General features: G+C 53.9%; 15 protein-coding genes. 7 read left to right on the forward strand and 8 right to left on the reverse strand.

The features are described from left to right. The first annotated feature begins 362 nt into the window (after window positions 1-362). Window positions 363-2,468, forward strand: coding sequence for an elongation factor G (gene fusA, locus ACKWMY_RS23590; RefSeq protein ID WP_211136634.1), 2,106 nt, complete (start codon window positions 363-365; stop codon window positions 2,466-2,468). Between the two features lie 58 nt (window positions 2,469-2,526). Here the strand turns inward: fusA and ACKWMY_RS23595 are convergent, their stop codons facing one another. Both ACKWMY_RS23595 and ACKWMY_RS23600 read right to left on the reverse strand, forming a co-directional pair. After that, window positions 2,527-3,492 (reverse strand): DMT family transporter, encoded by a 966-nt coding sequence (locus ACKWMY_RS23595; RefSeq protein ID WP_199063085.1) that lies wholly within the window; start codon window positions 3,490-3,492, stop codon window positions 2,527-2,529. Between the two features lie 181 nt (window positions 3,493-3,673). After that, window positions 3,674-4,651, reverse strand: a complete 978-nt coding sequence (locus tag ACKWMY_RS23600) for an NAD(P)H-dependent flavin oxidoreductase (protein ID WP_409487159.1) — start codon at window positions 4,649-4,651, stop codon at window positions 3,674-3,676. 236 nt (window positions 4,652-4,887) lie between these two features. On the opposite strand from ACKWMY_RS23600, the gene ACKWMY_RS23605 reads away from it, so the two are divergent. Then, entirely contained in the window at window positions 4,888-5,772 is an 885-nt protein-coding gene (locus ACKWMY_RS23605) for a LysR family transcriptional regulator (RefSeq protein WP_409487160.1), read from the forward strand. A 97-nt stretch (window positions 5,773-5,869) separates the two neighbouring features. Here ACKWMY_RS23605 and ACKWMY_RS23610 read toward each other — a convergent pair whose 3' ends face one another. Next, window positions 5,870-6,952, reverse strand: a complete 1,083-nt coding sequence (locus tag ACKWMY_RS23610) for a Gfo/Idh/MocA family protein (RefSeq protein ID WP_074032289.1) — start codon at window positions 6,950-6,952, stop codon at window positions 5,870-5,872. Between the two features lie 69 nt (window positions 6,953-7,021). Between ACKWMY_RS23610 and ACKWMY_RS23615 the strand changes: the two genes are divergently transcribed. Continuing rightward, a complete protein-coding gene (locus tag ACKWMY_RS23615; RefSeq protein ID WP_309046423.1) occupies window positions 7,022-8,032 on the forward strand; it encodes a LysR substrate-binding domain-containing protein in 1,011 nt (336 codons plus the stop codon). A gap of 65 nt (window positions 8,033-8,097) precedes the next feature. Here ACKWMY_RS23615 and ACKWMY_RS23620 read toward each other — a convergent pair whose 3' ends face one another. The 5 genes from ACKWMY_RS23620 to ACKWMY_RS23640 all read right to left on the reverse strand — a co-directional run bounded on the left by ACKWMY_RS23620 (window position 8,098) and on the right by ACKWMY_RS23640 (window position 13,806). Then, entirely contained in the window at window positions 8,098-8,922 is an 825-nt protein-coding gene (locus ACKWMY_RS23620; RefSeq protein ID WP_409487161.1) for an AraC family ligand binding domain-containing protein, read from the reverse strand. A gap of 32 nt (window positions 8,923-8,954) precedes the next feature. Then, window positions 8,955-10,823, reverse strand: coding sequence for a potassium transporter Kup (locus ACKWMY_RS23625; protein ID WP_024531299.1), 1,869 nt, complete (start codon window positions 10,821-10,823; stop codon window positions 8,955-8,957). Window positions 10,824-10,931: 108 nt separating this feature from the next. Continuing rightward, the gene (locus tag ACKWMY_RS23630) at window positions 10,932-11,849 is read right to left on the reverse strand and encodes an alpha/beta hydrolase (protein WP_309046421.1); all 918 of its coding nucleotides are present in this window, start codon (window positions 11,847-11,849) and stop codon (window positions 10,932-10,934) included. Continuing rightward, window positions 11,836-12,735 carry an alpha/beta fold hydrolase gene (locus tag ACKWMY_RS23635; RefSeq protein WP_409487162.1) on the reverse strand — a complete coding sequence of 300 codons (900 nt, stop codon included), beginning with the start codon at window positions 12,733-12,735 and terminating at the stop codon, window positions 11,836-11,838. The genes ACKWMY_RS23630 and ACKWMY_RS23635 overlap by 14 nt, the downstream gene beginning before the upstream one ends. A 15-nt stretch (window positions 12,736-12,750) precedes the next feature. Beyond that, window positions 12,751-13,806 (reverse strand): sugar phosphate isomerase/epimerase, encoded by a 1,056-nt coding sequence (locus ACKWMY_RS23640; RefSeq protein WP_199063089.1) that lies wholly within the window; start codon window positions 13,804-13,806, stop codon window positions 12,751-12,753. Window positions 13,807-13,944: 138 nt separating this feature from the next. On the opposite strand from ACKWMY_RS23640, the gene ACKWMY_RS23645 reads away from it, so the two are divergent. From ACKWMY_RS23645 to nudI, 4 genes are all read left to right on the forward strand, one after another. Beyond that, the gene (locus tag ACKWMY_RS23645; protein ID WP_409487163.1) at window positions 13,945-14,541 is read left to right on the forward strand and encodes a TetR/AcrR family transcriptional regulator; all 597 of its coding nucleotides are present in this window, start codon (window positions 13,945-13,947) and stop codon (window positions 14,539-14,541) included. 88 nt (window positions 14,542-14,629) lie between these two features. After that, window positions 14,630-14,977 (forward strand): ArsR/SmtB family transcription factor, encoded by a 348-nt coding sequence (locus ACKWMY_RS23650; RefSeq protein WP_409487164.1) that lies wholly within the window; start codon window positions 14,630-14,632, stop codon window positions 14,975-14,977. Between the two features lie 4 nt (window positions 14,978-14,981). Beyond that, window positions 14,982-15,515 (forward strand): SRPBCC family protein, encoded by a 534-nt coding sequence (locus ACKWMY_RS23655; protein WP_024531294.1) that lies wholly within the window; start codon window positions 14,982-14,984, stop codon window positions 15,513-15,515. 134 nt (window positions 15,516-15,649) lie between these two features. Further along, window positions 15,650-16,078, forward strand: coding sequence for a nucleoside triphosphatase NudI (gene nudI / locus ACKWMY_RS23660; RefSeq protein WP_024531293.1), 429 nt, complete (start codon window positions 15,650-15,652; stop codon window positions 16,076-16,078). Window positions 16,079-16,114 lie beyond the last annotated feature (36 nt).

Below are 16,114 nucleotides of genomic sequence, written 5' to 3' on the forward strand. Positions count from 1 at the left end.
GCTCTACTTCACATAAACATCAATTTCTCTGCAGAAAAATTTATAGCAATAGGCGAGCCAGCTTGTTTTCAGGCAACCTGAACATTATTTATCTTGGTTGCTGGAAATTTCTTGTACAACCGTTCAGTTTGCCCCCCTTCACACCCTGGCAAGTGCTATCCGCAGAACAACCCCGTGATCTGTAATGTTTAGTTTTTAAACGACCTATCACAGTCATAGGTTAATAAACTTAATACTATCAACTACGATTACTCTAAGGCCGTAGGACGTTGTTGTTCCAGGCCTGGCTGATAACCCATTGAGGGATATCATTTTACGTAAACTGTTAAAGCCGTACGCCACAAGGCTAAGAAAGGTTGATTATGGCACGCACTACCCCCATCGAACGCTACCGCAATATCGGCATCTCGGCGCACATTGATGCCGGCAAAACCACGACGACCGAGCGGATTCTGTTTTACACCGGGGTCAGTCACAAGCTGGGCGAAGTCCACGACGGCGCCGCTACCATGGACTGGATGGCGCAGGAACAGGAGCGCGGGATCACCATTACCTCCGCGGCTACCACCTGCTTCTGGAACGGCATGGAGCATAATTATCCTCAGCACCGGATCAATATCATCGATACCCCTGGGCACGTCGATTTCACCATTGAGGTGGAACGCTCAATGCGCGTGTTGGACGGTGCCGTAATGGTGTATGACTCGGTTGGCGGCGTGCAACCGCAGTCTGAAACCGTGTGGCGTCAGGCTAATAAGTACAAGGTGCCGCGGTTGGCCTTCGTCAACAAAATGGACCGCACCGGGGCGGACTTTTTCCGCGTGCGCAATATGATGATCGAGCGCCTGAAAGCCAATCCGGTGCCGGTGGTGATCCCCATCGGCGCTGAAGACCATTTTGCCGGCGTAGTAGATTTGATCCGCATGCAGGCCATCTTCTGGGATGAAGCGACTCAGGGTATGACCTACCGCTTCGAGGCGATCCCAGCAGAAATGCTCGAGCAGGCCCAAGAGTGGCGCGACAAGATGATTGAAGCGGCGGCGGAAGGCTCTGAAGCACTGATGGACAAGTACCTCAATCAGGTCGAATTAACCAATGAGGAGATCGTCCAGGGGTTGCGCGCCCGCACCGTTGCCGGTGAGATCCAGCCAATGCTGTGCGGTTCGGCATTCCGTAACAAAGGGATTCAGCGCATGTTGGACGCGGTGATCGAACTGATGCCCTCTCCGCTGGATGTCCCGCCGATGGAAGGCCATGATGAACGCGATAACATTATCACCCGCAAGGCCGATGATAATGAAAAATTCTCGGCGCTGGCATTCAAGCTGATGACCGACCCGTTTGTTGGCCAATTGACTTTCGTGCGCGTCTATTCCGGCATTCTGGCCAAAGGCGATAGCGTCTATAACCCGGTAAAAGGCAAAAAAGAGCGTATTGGCCGTATCGTGCAGATGCACGCCAACGATCGTAAAGAAGTCGATGAGCTGCACGCCGGGGATATTGCCGCCTGCGTGGGCCTGAAGGATGTGACCACCGGCGATACGCTATGCGACCCCAATGCCATTATCACGCTGGAACGTATGGTGTTCCCGGAGCCGGTTATCGCGCAGGCCATCGAGCCAAAAACCAAGGCCGACCAGGAGAAAATGGGGATTGCGCTGCAACGCCTGACTTCGGAAGATCCTTCGCTGCGCGTACGTACCGATGAAGACTCGGGCCAGACCATCATTTACGGCATGGGTGAATTGCACCTGGAGATCATAGTTGACCGGATGCGGCGCGAGTTCGGCGTTGAAACCAACACCGGTAAACCGCAGGTCTCTTACCGCGAAACCATCCGTCAGAAAGTGACCGACGTAGAAGGCAAATTTGTACGTCAGTCCGGTGGTAAAGGCCAATACGGCCACGTGGTGTTGACGGTGGAGCCCAATGAACCCGGTAAAGGCTTTGAGTTTTTTGATGAAATCAAAGGTGGCGTGATCCCCGGTGAATATATTCCAGCAGTCAAAAAAGGCATTCTGGAGGCGCTCAATAATGGCGTGCTGGCGGGTTATCAGATGGTCGATGTCAAAGTGCATCTGACCTTCGGTTCCTACCACGATGTGGATTCCTCCGAGCAGGCTTTCCGTATGGCGGCTATCTTTGGGTTTAAAGAGGCCTGTCGCCTGGCCAGTCCGGTGATCCTGGAGCCAATCATGGCGGTAGAGGTGGAAACGCCGGAGGATTACGCCGGAAACGTGATGGGCGATCTGTCGTCACGACGCGGTATGGTGCAAGGGATGGAGGATATCCCCGGTGGCGGAGGCAAAGAGATCCATGCCAAGGTCCCGCTGTCTGAGATGTTCGGCTATTCCACCACCCTGCGCTCCATGTCGCAAGGCCGTGCCACCTACACCATGGAGTTCAGCCATTACGCAGAGGCTCCGCGCAATGTGGCCGAAGAGATTATCCACCACAGTAAACGTTAATCGATAACGGCTACGGGGAAACCCGTAGCCTCATCTTTTGACGAATGCAGCATACGTTTTAACGTGTCTCCTCTAGCGCAACCACCTTCGGTTCCAACTTGATGCGCATGGCGTAAATCACCCCAACCGTCAGGCAGGCAATACCGCATAGCGTCAGCAGGGGTGGCCAGCTATGGCGCAGCATAAAGGTATAGGCCAATCCAGCCAGGATCTCGAATACGATCAGCGGCCCAAGCAGCACCGTCGGTAAACGCTGACTCGCCTCGTTCCAACACAACGTACCTAGCCAGGAACACAAGACGCCAATAGCAATCATCAACGGGATAAACACCTGCGGTCTCGGGCCAAACGGCAGCGCGAACTGCGGCTGTGTCAGCGCCAATTGGCCGCAAACCAGCACATAACCCACCAACGCCAAAGGTAAAGTCACAATCCCCTGCGCCGTGGCCCAGGTTGTGGGCCGTTTATCCGGGTTATCGCGTAGCCAACGCGCGTTACGCAGAGGGAACCAGGTCCAACACGCCACCGCTAAGAGTGCCAATCCCAGGCCGCTGGTATAACGCCAGACATCAATAGGCTCGCTATTGCCTTGCAGTTCCGCAACGTTGACCAGCACCAGCCCGAGGGCAATCACCAGCAAGGCCGGGGTTAATTTTCGCCAGGAGAGACGGCCGTCGTGATGGCCGTAAAACAGATTGGCAGCGACCGATATCACTACCGGTAGCGTGCCGATAATCATGGTCGATACAGGCGCTCCGGTACGTTGGATCGCACTGGCCAGGCACAGGTAATACAGCAGATTGCCAATCGCGGTCAGTTTTAACGCCTCTAGCCAATCTTTAGCCAGCAGCTGACGCAGGCGGCGGCGATCCAGCCAGGCCAGCGGCAGCACGACAAGCCCAAAAGCCAGATAGCGCCCGGTGGATTGCAACGCGGCTGGATAGTCCGGCACCAATACCGGGCCAATAAATATCAGCCCCCACATCAACCCGGCAATCAGGGCAAACATCACACCGACAAACATAGTGACTCCATCATCAACAGCCATTCTCAAGTGGCTTAAGGATAGAGGGACGTGGGGGCAGAATATTGTACCAGGTTGCTGTTTTTTGATTGATAGCAACGTTGGCCAATCTGAAGGGGCCGAGCAGTATCGACCCTGACCAAGTTAAATAGATAACCCCGCCGTAAACGGCGGGAAACGATCATATTGCTAACTCATCAACCACTTCAGCTACGCTTTTAACATCCCGAATGCTACCGATGCCGGTGCCAAGCGAGATATAGCCGTCATCCGTATTTCCTTCGAGCATGCCTATACGCAAACCGCGTAATCCACCCATCGTTTTTCCAAGCTCTTCGTTACTGGCTCCTGCCTTATCCATTTGCACCAGCTTTTGTGCCAGCTTGCCGGGCAACGAGCGATAGTAATCTGGCATGGTACGGAAAAGCAGCATATCCAGACCATCCGAATCAATGATTTTGTCTTTCACCGATTGTGGTACACGGCTTTCTTCCGTACTGATAAAAATAGAGCCGGCAAAAACTCCGCTTGCCCCAAGGGCGTGGGCTGCTCTGGCGGTGCGTCTATCGGTGATCCCCCCTGCGGCCAGCACGGGTACATTTTGTACGGCATCGGCAATAAGCGGTACAATTGAAAATGTTCCCAGAGCCTTACCTGGCAAGGTTCCTCCTTCGTCAAAACCGGTGGCGACAATAATATCTGCCCCTGCAGCTTCGGCAAGACGGGTATTTTCAGGGGTTGGATTAATGTCGCGGTAGATAATACTGATGCCCGCGTTTTTCAGTTCGTCAAACAGAGCGGGGATCACCGCGCCTTCACCATAGCCTGTATAAACCACAACTTTCACCCCTTCTTCTTTTATCACCTGCATGATGGATGGAGTCCATACGTCGTTCTCAGGCGTCGGGATCAGATTGACGCCAAAAGGTTTTTCGGTAAGCATTTTGGTTTTACGGATTTCTTCTCGCATTTTCTCGGCAGTTTCTTCCGGCGTGGAAACTTCGGTTTCTGCCGTCAAGCCTGCATTTGGCCCCAGGACACCAAGGCCCCCGGCGTTGCTGACAGCAGCGACCAAACGGGCATCGGTTAACCAGGATAACGGTCCCTGGATGACAGGCTTTTCTATGCCCAGAATCTGACAAATACGGTTATTTTGCATGGCGGAATATCCTTAACAAATGGGTTCTGGCGACCTGATAAGGCTGCCTTAAAGCGTTCCAACGTTTCAAAATGGTGCTACGGAGCAGCTCAGCTTTCGAAGTGAGAAGAGTGTAGATCGCGATATTGTTTGGAAAAATAGCAAAAACACTTCATCACTATTATTAAATAAGTAACAATAGGGCTATTCGGGTACTGCTTAACAACGTGTCCCCCTCGCCTAAAAATAAGTACGCTATGCAAATTAATCTTTTTGAATCTATTAAAATTTTTATTGAAATTGTCGAATCTGGCAGCTTTACTCAGGCGGCGGAAAATCTGCAAATCCATCGCCCCGCAGTCACCAAAGCCGTGCAGCAACTTGAGCAACACTGCGGCATTCGTTTAATGCAGCGAACGACGCGGCGGATTAACCTGACGCCTGATGGGGAGGAGTTTTATCGCCGCAGCAAACCCTTGCTGGCCCAAACGGATGAGTTGCTGGAGTCGTTTGGCCCCGATTGTGCTTTACGCGGACAACTGCGTGTGGATATGCCAATCGCTTTTGCGGTTTCACTGGTCGTGCCCAATCTGCCTGTTTTTTATCGTGAGCACCCTGATATCGAAATCATTCTGAGCAGCTCTGACCGTCGTCAGGATATGCTGCGCGACGGTCTGGACTGTGTATTGCGGATGGGGGAACTGGACGACGGCGACTACATCGCACGACCTATGGGCAACATTAAAATGACGACTTGCGCCAGTCCTGTTTATCTTGCAGTACATGGCATGCCAAAAAATCTTGAGGAATTGCAGCAACATCAGGCCGTCAACTGGTTTAACAGCAGCAGTAGGCAAATTATTCCGTGGACGTTCGAAACACCGTCGGGAGCAGTAGAAGTTAACCTTCCGGGTAAGCTTGTTCTGGATAACTCTGAAACCTATATTGCCGCGGGGCTTGCCGGGTTGGGGATGCTTCAGGGCATGAATCTTTTTTTACAACCTTATCTCGAAAGCGGCCTCCTGGTAGAAATAATGCCAGACTATCCCGCCCCATCTCGAAAGTTGTCTCTGCTTTATCCGCACCGTCATCTCTCCCGCAAAGTGCGGGTATTTGCCGAGTGGTTAGACAACTTACTGTAGGTGTCCTGGCACCTGTAGCGGAATGAAGAACAGCAATAACCTGACAGCTTGCCCGCCCAAAATGTCTCCATTCTGAGCAGGCGATTGGAACAAAATCTCAGCTGAAGAAACGCTCAGAGGATTCAGTGATCCGATCGATTAAACGATGCTGGCGCAAGGCATCTTCAAACGTAGTTGCTTCACTGGAGCCCCTCGCTTTGTCCCGGGCATAGGCCGCGTAGAGATAGGCCACATCCTGTGAACTGGCATCAAGATGAGAAACGGGTAAAAACGCATATTCTGCGGGGACAGCCAGAGGTTCAAATGTCTCAACACCATTGCGCATTATCGCTATCGCGTTATCATCTTTATTCTCAAAACCACGCGCATTAGTAATACGCAGCACGCCTTCAGTGCCGGTGATATCAATCTGCAGGCCGGTACGATGTTTCTGGCCCCCCTCAAGCTGCACCGAGAACAGCCCACCGTTGGTAAGTGTCCCGATAACCATCACTTCATTCGGGCTGGTATAAGGCACTTTCTCACCGGTTTCCGCAATCGTGGTGACAGGAAACTGGTTTTCAGTAATTGCCGTCAGTTTTTGCGGGAAACCCACACCGTGGAACAACATATCGTGGAAGTGGCCGCCGTATATCGACAGTATTTCGGTGAAGTTAGCCGCATCCAGCGCCCATTTTGCAAACGCCGGCATGACCTCACCAAAAGCATCGACACCTACGGACATGCGTACCGCACGGATTTTACCGACGCAGTTTTGTTTTATCAGGTCGTGCCAGAAACGCGAGCTGGGAGAAAAGCGACGCTGAAGGCCAACAATATGTTTAACCCCCTTTTCACGCGCCAGCGCCAGAATCTCTTCTGATTCTGCTGTGGTGGTGGAAAGAGGCCATTCGCTGTAGACATCCTTTCCTGCCTCAATGACCGCTTTCGCCAGGCGGCCATGTTCAGGCGTCGGTGCCAACACCACAACCAGATCTACATCAGGATTGGCCAGCAGTTCTTCCGGGCTACCATAGGCCTGGCCGATGCCGAACTGAGCGGCATATTTCTCAACCTTTTCTTTATTACGCCCGGCCAGCGCCGTAATCTCAAAATCTTCCAGCGACTGAAGGGCCGGAATATGGCCATACCTTGCCCAACCGCCTGTGCCAATGATGCCTACGCGAATTTTGTTGCTCATGATGTTTCTCCTGTGTCTGTCTATCAGAACTCTGGGACGGCCTGAGTAAGCCGTCCGTTGGGTCGTGTTATGACGGTAATAATAAGCGGATATCCGCTTGCCATTGATGGGGCTGGCTGGCATAACACAAGTGACATATTTGTCAGCAATGATGGGCAGAAACAAATGATGGAAAAAATGACCGGGCTGGAGGTGTTCATGCACGTGGCACAGACGAGAAGCTTCGTCGCCACCGGGCGGGTAAAAGGTATTTCATCATCCGCGGTCAGCAAGAGCATATCGAGGCTGGAAGAGCGCCTGGGCGTACGCCTATTCCAGAGAAGTACACGCTCGGTGCGTCTGACATCTGAGGGCGAGGTTTTCCTGGAACGGTGTCACCGAATTTTCAGCGAAATTCAGGCCGCAGAAGATGAGATTTCAGCCATGACCGGGCAACCTCGCGGAAGGCTCCGTGTTGGACTGCCGCTAGCCGGGGGATTGATGCTGCCGATGATTGCGCAATTTATGGAGCGTCATCCGCAGATTGAGCTGGATCTCGATTTTTCCGACAGATTATCTGATGTCATTGAGGACGGGATGGACGTTGTGATACGAGGGGGAGAACTGAGCGATTCCAGGTTGATATCACGTCGTCTGGGTTCATTCAGACTCTGTATTGTGGGTTCTGCTGAGTACTTCGAGCGTAATGGAACTCCATCCAGTCCGGATGAACTGTCCGAGCATGCCTGCCTTCACTATCGCTTCCCCAGTTCAGGGAAAGTTGCACAGTGGCCGTTTCAGCATGTAGCGGCAAGAAGTAGCGGAAAGGTCGCTCCCTTGACACTTGTCTGCAGCAGCCTCGACGTTCTGTTGTTTATGGTAAAAGAGGGTCGTGGTGTCGCCTGCTTGCCGGATTATTCGGTAAAAGATGAGCTTGCCACCGGGGAACTGAAGACGGTGCTGGACAGCTTTATGGCTCCCGTAACGACCACTTTTCACATGCTCTGGCCCAGTACCCGCCAAATGACGCCAAAGGTACGCGTTTTTGTGGATTACATGGCGGATATTTTTGACAACTTCATGGTCCCCTCCAGGAGATAAGCCGCAGAACATAGTGTAAAAATACCGTTGGCAGCGTGCTGATATTCCGTTTGCCAAGTGTGCCCTTAACGCATCACCTGCTTTTGGTAGCGCGCAGGCGTGACACCGTAACGATTAACCAGCGCTTTGGTGAGATGTGCCTGATCGGTTAACCCCACAGCTACGGCCACCTGGGCCGCAGGTATTCCCCGCCCGAGCATCTGCTTGGCCTTTTCGAGCCGGATCGCCATCAGCATCTGATGTGGGGTGACATGGAATTGCGCTTTGAATTTACGTTGGAAATGATACGGGCTGAGCGAGACCAACGCTGCCAGATCGCTCAACGTGATCGGTGAAGCGAAGTTATCCCGCAGATACTCCTTCACTATCGCCATACGATGAGCGGCTTCATTCTGCTGCGGCTGAGCAATACGCACGTGAGGACGGAAAACATCAACGACGGACAGCAGCAGGCTATCGAGCGCCAGCGTGTCCCGGGTTTGCCATAACGCCGCCAGCGTTTGCGAAAGCCGCTTGGCCGCCGCCGCATCATGGTGGATCACGTCGTGGAACCAGCAGCCCTTCTCACCGGAAATCCGCTCCAGCGCCGCAGGCTCCAGATAGATCATCCGATAGTTCCAACCGCCTGCCGTTTCCGCTTCACCGGTATGCAGCTCGTCCGGATTCATCAGCACCAAGGCACCCGGCGCGGCTAAATGTTGTGCCCCGCGGTAGCGAAAACGCTCCGCACCGGCTTCCACCGTGCCGATGCCAAACGCATCATGGGCGTGTGGTTCAAACGCATAGCGATCGATATGGGCCTGATAAAGCTCCACGCCCGGCAACTGCGGCAAATGCCGGAACTGGGCGCGATCTTTCTCAAACGGAAACTGTTCTGGCACACCTTGCACTTCCCTGGCTCCTTTTATCTTTTAGGGCGGATTTAAACCGGTACGCGACGGCTGATTTCAACCACCTGATCGCTAGGCAGATAGTAATAATCGGTCACATGCATGCCGTTACGCACCATCAGGGCAAAGAGACTACGCTGCCATGCTGGCATCGCGCCACGGCCTTCACGTTTGACAATGGTTTCGTGCCCCAGATAGTAGGTTACGTCGTTGAGATTGAAACCGCACTGCTGCGCTTCCAGATGACGTAACAGCTGAGGAATGTTTGGCCGCTCCATAAAACCATAATGAGCGACGCCACGCCAGAAGTCGGGGGCCAGTTCGGTCATGGTTAACCGCTCTTCGTCGGCCACTCGCGGTACGTTTTGCACCACGATATTCAACGCCAGCAGGTCGGTATGCAGTGAACCATTGCGTTTCACGTGCCATTTCATTACCGGCGGCGTCCCTCCTTGGGAGCGCGTCAGGAAAATCGCCGTGCCCGGTACCCGAGGGATAGCCTTTTGTTCAATTTCCGTCATAAAGGTGGTCACCGGCACCACTTTTTCGTCCAGGGTTTGCGAGGCGGACACCACGCCGCGGTGCCAAATCAGCATCACGGCATACACCGCAGCCGCCAGTAACAGCGGCATATAACCGCCTTCCAACACCTTACTCATGTTGGCAACCAGGAAACTGAGATCGACGACGAAAAAGCCTCCTGCCACCATCAGGCTGGTCGCCAGGCTCCATTGCCACACTTCGCGCATGGCGACAAACAACAGCCCCGTAGTCATGATCATGGTCAGGGAAACGGCGATCCCGTAAGCCGCCGCCAGATTATCAGAGGATTTGAAAAACACCGCCAGGAACACCGTTACCGCCATCAATAGCCAGTTGATCGCGCCAATGTAGATCTGCCCGTAGCTCTCTTCGGTGGTTTGTTTAACCCGTAAACGCGGTAACCACCCTAGTTGGATAGCCTGACGCGTCATGGAAAACGCACCGCTGATAATGGCCTGGCTGGCGATAATGGTGGCTAGCGTGGCCAAAATCACCAGTGGGATTTGCAACACCGGTGGGCACAAACGGAAGAAGATGTTCTGTGTCACGTCGGCACCGGACAGGATCAAGGCTGCCTGCCCCGCATAGTTCAGTAGCAGGCTGGGAAACACGATGCCAAACCAGGCCAGCCAGATAGGCTTTTTACCAAAGTGCCCCATATCGGCATACAACGCTTCCGCGCCGGTCACACAGAGAAATACCCCGCCTAGCACCAGGAAGCTGACCATCCCGTTAGAAAACAGAAACTCAAAGCCATACACCGGGTTGATCGCCATCAACACCGCCGGGTATTGGATAATGCCCCAAATTCCCAGCGCCGCAATCACCGCGAACCACAGCGCCATAATCGGCCCGAACACTTTACCGATGCGGGCCGTGCCCAGCGCCTGAATGGCAAACAGACTCACCAGGATCGCCACGGTTGCGGGCAGGATATAAGGCTTGGACTGCGGCAGGACGATATTCAACCCTTCCAGCGCGGAAAGCACCGAAATCGCCGGGGTAATGGCCCCATCGCCGTAGATCAGTGCCGCGCCAAACAACCCGGCAAATATCACCACCGGACGAGTGCTCTTTTTGCTGACCAACAACGACATCAGCGCCAGAATACCGCCTTCACCGTTGTTATCGATGCGCATGGCAAAAGTGGCGTATTTAACCGAGGTTACGATCACCAAGGTCCAGAAAATGAGCGACAGCAACCCGAGGATCACCGCCGGTGTTGGTGCATCCCCAGACAGAAACAGCACGGTTTTCAAGGTATACAGCGGGCTGGTACCAATATCGCCAAATACTACGCCCAGTGCGCCACCTGCCATCAGCGTCAAGCTGCTCTTGTTACTACCTTCGGCGGACATTGCATCTTCCTTAACTATTTGATCGTACAAGGTGAGTCTTATGTAACAAGGATAGTGCAAAACCACATAAACAGGTCTATTGTCCCGCCTTCCCTGGCGGACTGCAAATTAAGACAAAGCCTCCAGCGCAGTAAATAGAGCCAGGGCCGCCGGGGTCAACCCAGTCATATGCATGCAAGCGTGCACCATCCCAGGCAAACGCTGGCAATTTACGTTAACGCCGGCTTCTTGTAATCGCTGCGCATAGCGTTCACCTTCATCCCGCAGCGGATCGTATTCGCACACCAGGATCGTCGCTGGTGGTAAACCTGTCAGCGTTGGCGCATACCAAGGAGAAGCGTAAGGCTCCCGAGAGTCGGTATCCTGCCCAAGGTAGTTTGCCCAGCACCAACCCATGATCTCCTGCGTCAAGTAGTAACCTTCACCATAAGCGGCAAAGCTTGGCGTCGCTATCCCGCTATCCAATGCAGGGTAAAGCAGGTATTGATGCTCTACTGTTGGCCCTGACCGATCTCTGGCCATCAGAGCGGCCGCTGCCGCCAGGTTCCCTCCCGCACTATCCCCGCCAAGCGCAATTCGCAGAGGGTCAATGCCGATGTGCGCTGCTTGTTCCGAGGCCCAACATAGCACCTGATAAACGTCATGCAACGGCGTCGGGAAAGGATATTCCGGTGCCAGGCGATAGTCGACAGACAGGATCACTCGCCCAGTGGCATTGGCCAACGCGCGGCAAGGCTCATCGTAAACGTCAAGCGAGCCCAGACACCATCCGCCGCCGTGTGCGAACACCATCGCCGGAAGCGGCATATTCTCCAATGCATTTAGGGGAATATAACCGCGCACGGGAATAGTTTGCCCACCGTCAACCAGGATATGGAACTCGATTATTTTCTGGACGGGCTGGGGTGCACCCTGCAAGCGCTGTAACTCAACTGCCGTCTGCGCACGTAGCTCCTCTAATGAGGATGATGCGGGCGCATCGTCCTGTTGCTGCAAAAATAGCGCGATCTGCTTATCCAACGGCATGAGCTTTACCCTCCTGTAAAAAAGGCAGGATCAGGGCGACAAATTCTTCGTGGCACTCCTCGGTAATGAAATGCCCACAGCCAGGCACCACCTCCCCTTGGAGTTGACGAGCCTTGCCCTGCAAGGTAAGGAATGGCGCATCGCGGGTAGCATGCTCTGCGCCAATCGTCATTACTGGCATCGTTAGGGGCGTTTTAGCCCGTTGTTGGTTTTGTCGAATGGTCTCCGGTATGGCCCGATAATAATCAAAACCGGCCCGCAAGCTACCAGGCACCGAGTAAGCCGCGATATAGGTTTCTGCGGCAACTCGATCGCGTCGGTAAGACCAGCGGTGGAAAATGTACCCCAGATACTCAGCCTCTAGGCCGGTGGTCAAGGCTTCGGGCAGGTCGGTTAGCTGGTTAAACATAAAATGCCACAGGAAGATGTTGTCCTCGGCGGGAACAAAGATCGGCGGTGCCTCTGCCAAGCCGGGGATCACCGCTTCGGTCAGCACCAGTCTGCTAACCGCATGAGGGTAATCGCTTGCCAACGCATAACCCAACCACATGCCAATATCATGGCCGATCACCGCATAGCGCTGATGTCCCAGTTGCGCCATGACCTGATGGAGTTTTTCGGCAACGCTGCCGGTGTCATAACCGCCGAGGGGTTTGTCCGAGTCTCCTATACCAGGAGGATCTACAGCAATAGCCTGAAAGCCTGCATTAGCTAGCGCCTGCATGACGTAACGCCAGGTGTACCAAGTTTGTGGCCAGCCAGGGATCAGCAGCACCGGTTGCCCACTTCCGGCGATGGCGCAGTGAATACGGTGGCCGTTGATTTTAATATAGATGTGTTCGGCCTCGAGCCCATTGGATAATGGCCCGTGAGTCAGCATAGTCATAAGGTGCTCCGGAGGTTAGCGAATGCCCAGCAAGGCGTTGATTTGTTGTTGGTTGACCGGCGCACCGGCAAAGTCATCGAACACTTTATCCGTGACAGGAATAATATGGTTGCGGATAAACGCGGCTCCTTCTTCGGCCCCGGTTTGCGGATGCTTCAGGCAGCATTCCCATTCGAGCGTGGCCCAACCGGCATAATCGTACTGCGTCAGCTTGGAGAAGATGCCTTTAAAGTCCACCTGCCCATCCCCTAATGAACGGAACCGCCCCGCCCGATCCGCCCAGGACTGATAGCCGCCATAAATCCCCTGCCGACCACTTGGATTGAACTCCGCGTCCTTAACGTGAAACATACGGATATGATCTTTATAGATATCAATAAATTCCAGATAGTTGAGCTGTTGCAGCACGAAATGGCTGGGATCGAACAGCATTTGGCAGCGTGGATGAGCCGCAACGCGCTGATGGAACATTTCAAAGGTAATGCCATCATGCAGATCTTCGCTGGGGTGGATCTCATAACACAGGTTGATGCCCTGCTCATCACAGGCGTCGAGCACGGGTAACCACCGTTTGGCCAGCTCATCGAAGGCCGTTTCAATCAGCCCTGCAGGCCGTTGCGGAAATGGAAACAGATAGGGCCAAGCCAACGAACCGGAGAAGGTGCCCATTTCAGTCAGGCCTAAGCGTGCAGAAGCTTTTGCCGCCAGCAGCAGGTTTTCTTTGGCCCAAAGCGTTCGCCCTTGCGGATCGCCACGCAGCCCCTCCGGTACAAAGCTATCGCATAGCGCATCGTAGGCTGGATGCACCGCCATCAGTTGCCCGAAAATATGCGTGGTCAATTCGCTGACCACCAGGCCGTGCTGCGCCAGCATGCCAGTGATGTCATCGCAATAACTTTGACTTTCCGCCGCCGTTTTCACATCAAACAAACGGCTATCCCACGCAGGGATCTGCAAAGCTTTAAAGCCGGTCTCTTTTGCCCAGGCGGCAATCGTCGGCAGGCTGTTGAACGGAGGAGCTGCATCACTAAATTGGGCAAGGTGCAGGCTGGGGCCTTTGATCGTTTTCATCGTCTCTCCTATTGTTTGTCGATTGACAAACAATAGGCTTAAATCCAATTATCGGCAAGAGGATTTTGAAATTCGTTGGCGTTATCCGCCATTTAAGCGATCCTGTAGCCCGCAGCAAAATCACCGGAGAAGATGACGATGGCAGGCAGACCCAGAGAGTTCGACCGTGAACAGGCCCTATTGCAAGCACGGAACCTTTTTTGGAGACAGGGATTTGAAGGCACCTCGATGTCCGACCTGGTGGCCGAACTGGGCATTGCCTCGGCGCGGATCTACAAGGCCTTTGGTTCGAAAGAGCTATTGTTTCGTGAAGCAATAGCACACTACGAAGCCCACGAAGGCGGCTTTGCCGAGCGTGCGTTCGAAGAAAAAGCCAGTGTGCGTGAAGCCATCAAACAGATGCTGAACGACGCGGTTGCCCTCTACAGCCACGGTGAACTTCCCCAAGGATGCATGGTGGTTTCATCTGCGGTCAGCGTCAGTGAAGAAAATCAGGGCGTCAGGCGCTGGTTGATGGAACACCGCCAACAGCGCACCCAAGGCATTATCGACAGATTACAGGCTGCGATTCAGGCTGGTGAACTGCCCGCCAACAGCGATGCAGAGAGCCTTGGCGATTATTTTGCGGCGTTCCTGCATGGCTTGTCCGTTCAGGCTCGGGATGGCGTGAGCCGTGCCCGGCTGGAAAAAGCGGTGAATGTCGCCCTTACTATGCTCGATCGTTCTCCGGCGTAACGCCTTACCCACACTTTTATTGTGACAAGGTTAAAAAATATTCAACAAACCGGTTGAGTATTGACGTTGACGTTCTATATTTAACCATATGGTTAAATTATCTTCCTCTCCGCTGGACGCCATTTTCCACGCACTGGCCGACCCGACAAGGCGCGCCATTTTGCGCACATTGGCCGAAGGCGAACACAGCATCGGTGAACTGGCTGCGCCGTTCGAGATGTCGTTTGCCGGAGTTTCCAAGCATATCAAAGCGCTGGAGCTTGCCGGGCTGGTGCAACGCACCGTGCAGGGAAGAAACCATATCTGCCGGCTCGCTCCCGAGCCAATGGTGCAGGCCATGCAATGGCTGCAAACCTACGAACATTTCTGGAATGAGCGGCTGGACGCGCTAGAACAAGCGCTGTTGCAGGCCGACTCGCATCCTCCGACGGAGTGAACCCATGAACGACTACGGTATGATTATTGAAACCGGTACGCTGCGGATCCAGCGGCTGCTGCCCGGCCCGCTCAAACGCGTCTGGGCCTACCTGATCGAATCCGATAAACGTGCCAGCTGGCTGGCCGCCGGTGAGATGCCCATGCAGGTCGGGGCCAAGATCGAGCTACTGTTCTGCAATGCCGATTTGGCCGGCGAGGATGAAAAACCGCCGGCAAAATACAAATCCTGCGCCGGTAAAATCGCCCAGATGGGGCATATCACCTGCATTCTGCCACCGCGCCTGGTGAGCTTTACCTGGGCAGAAACAGGGGAAGCCCGCCCTTCTGAAGTCACTATTGAACTGACCGAGCAAGAGGATAAGGTGCTGTTGACTCTTACCCATCGCCGCCTGGCCAACCGCGATACCCTGCTCAGCGTTGCCAGCGGCTGGCATACTCATCTGGATCTGCTGGCCGATCGCCTGTTGGAGCGGACACCAAGCCCATTCTGGGCCTCAATGAGCCGGTTGGAAGACGAGTACCGGGCCAAACTGTAAGCCAGCGGGATGAGGATCGCGGTTCTCATCCCCGTTACCGCTTAAAACTGGAAGATGAGAATTTAAAACTCCGACCTGGTGACTGGCGTATAATGCGTTGCACCAATATGATGCCCTTGAAACATGGAGTTACGATGCGTCAACGTATTATTGTTTGCCCGTTAATTGAAAACGATAACGCCTATCTGCTGTGCAAAATGGCGGCCCATAAAGGGGTGTTCCCCGGCCAATGGGCGCTATCCGGCGGCGGGACCGAGCCAGGGGAAACCATCGAGCAGGCGTTACGTCGTGAAGTAAGTGAAGAACTGGGTAGTGATTTGGTGCTGGACCGCATTCAACCCTGGACGTTTCGCGATGACGTGCGGGTAAAGACCTACGAAGACGGCAGCAAAGAGCAAATCTATATGATTTACCTGATTTTTGATTGCCATGCCGCCAACCGCACCATCACGCTGAATGATGAGTTTGAAGACTATGCCTGGGTGCGGAAGGAAGAACTGGCCAGCTACGATCTGAACGAAGCGACCCGATTCACGTTGCGCCAGCGTGGGTTGTTGGAGTAGTGATGCCCCTCACCCTAACCCTCTCCCACAGGGAGA

The organism is Serratia sp. J2, assembly GCF_046269175.1.
In the GTDB taxonomy this organism is placed as follows: domain Bacteria; phylum Pseudomonadota; class Gammaproteobacteria; order Enterobacterales; family Enterobacteriaceae; genus Chania; species Chania fonticola_C.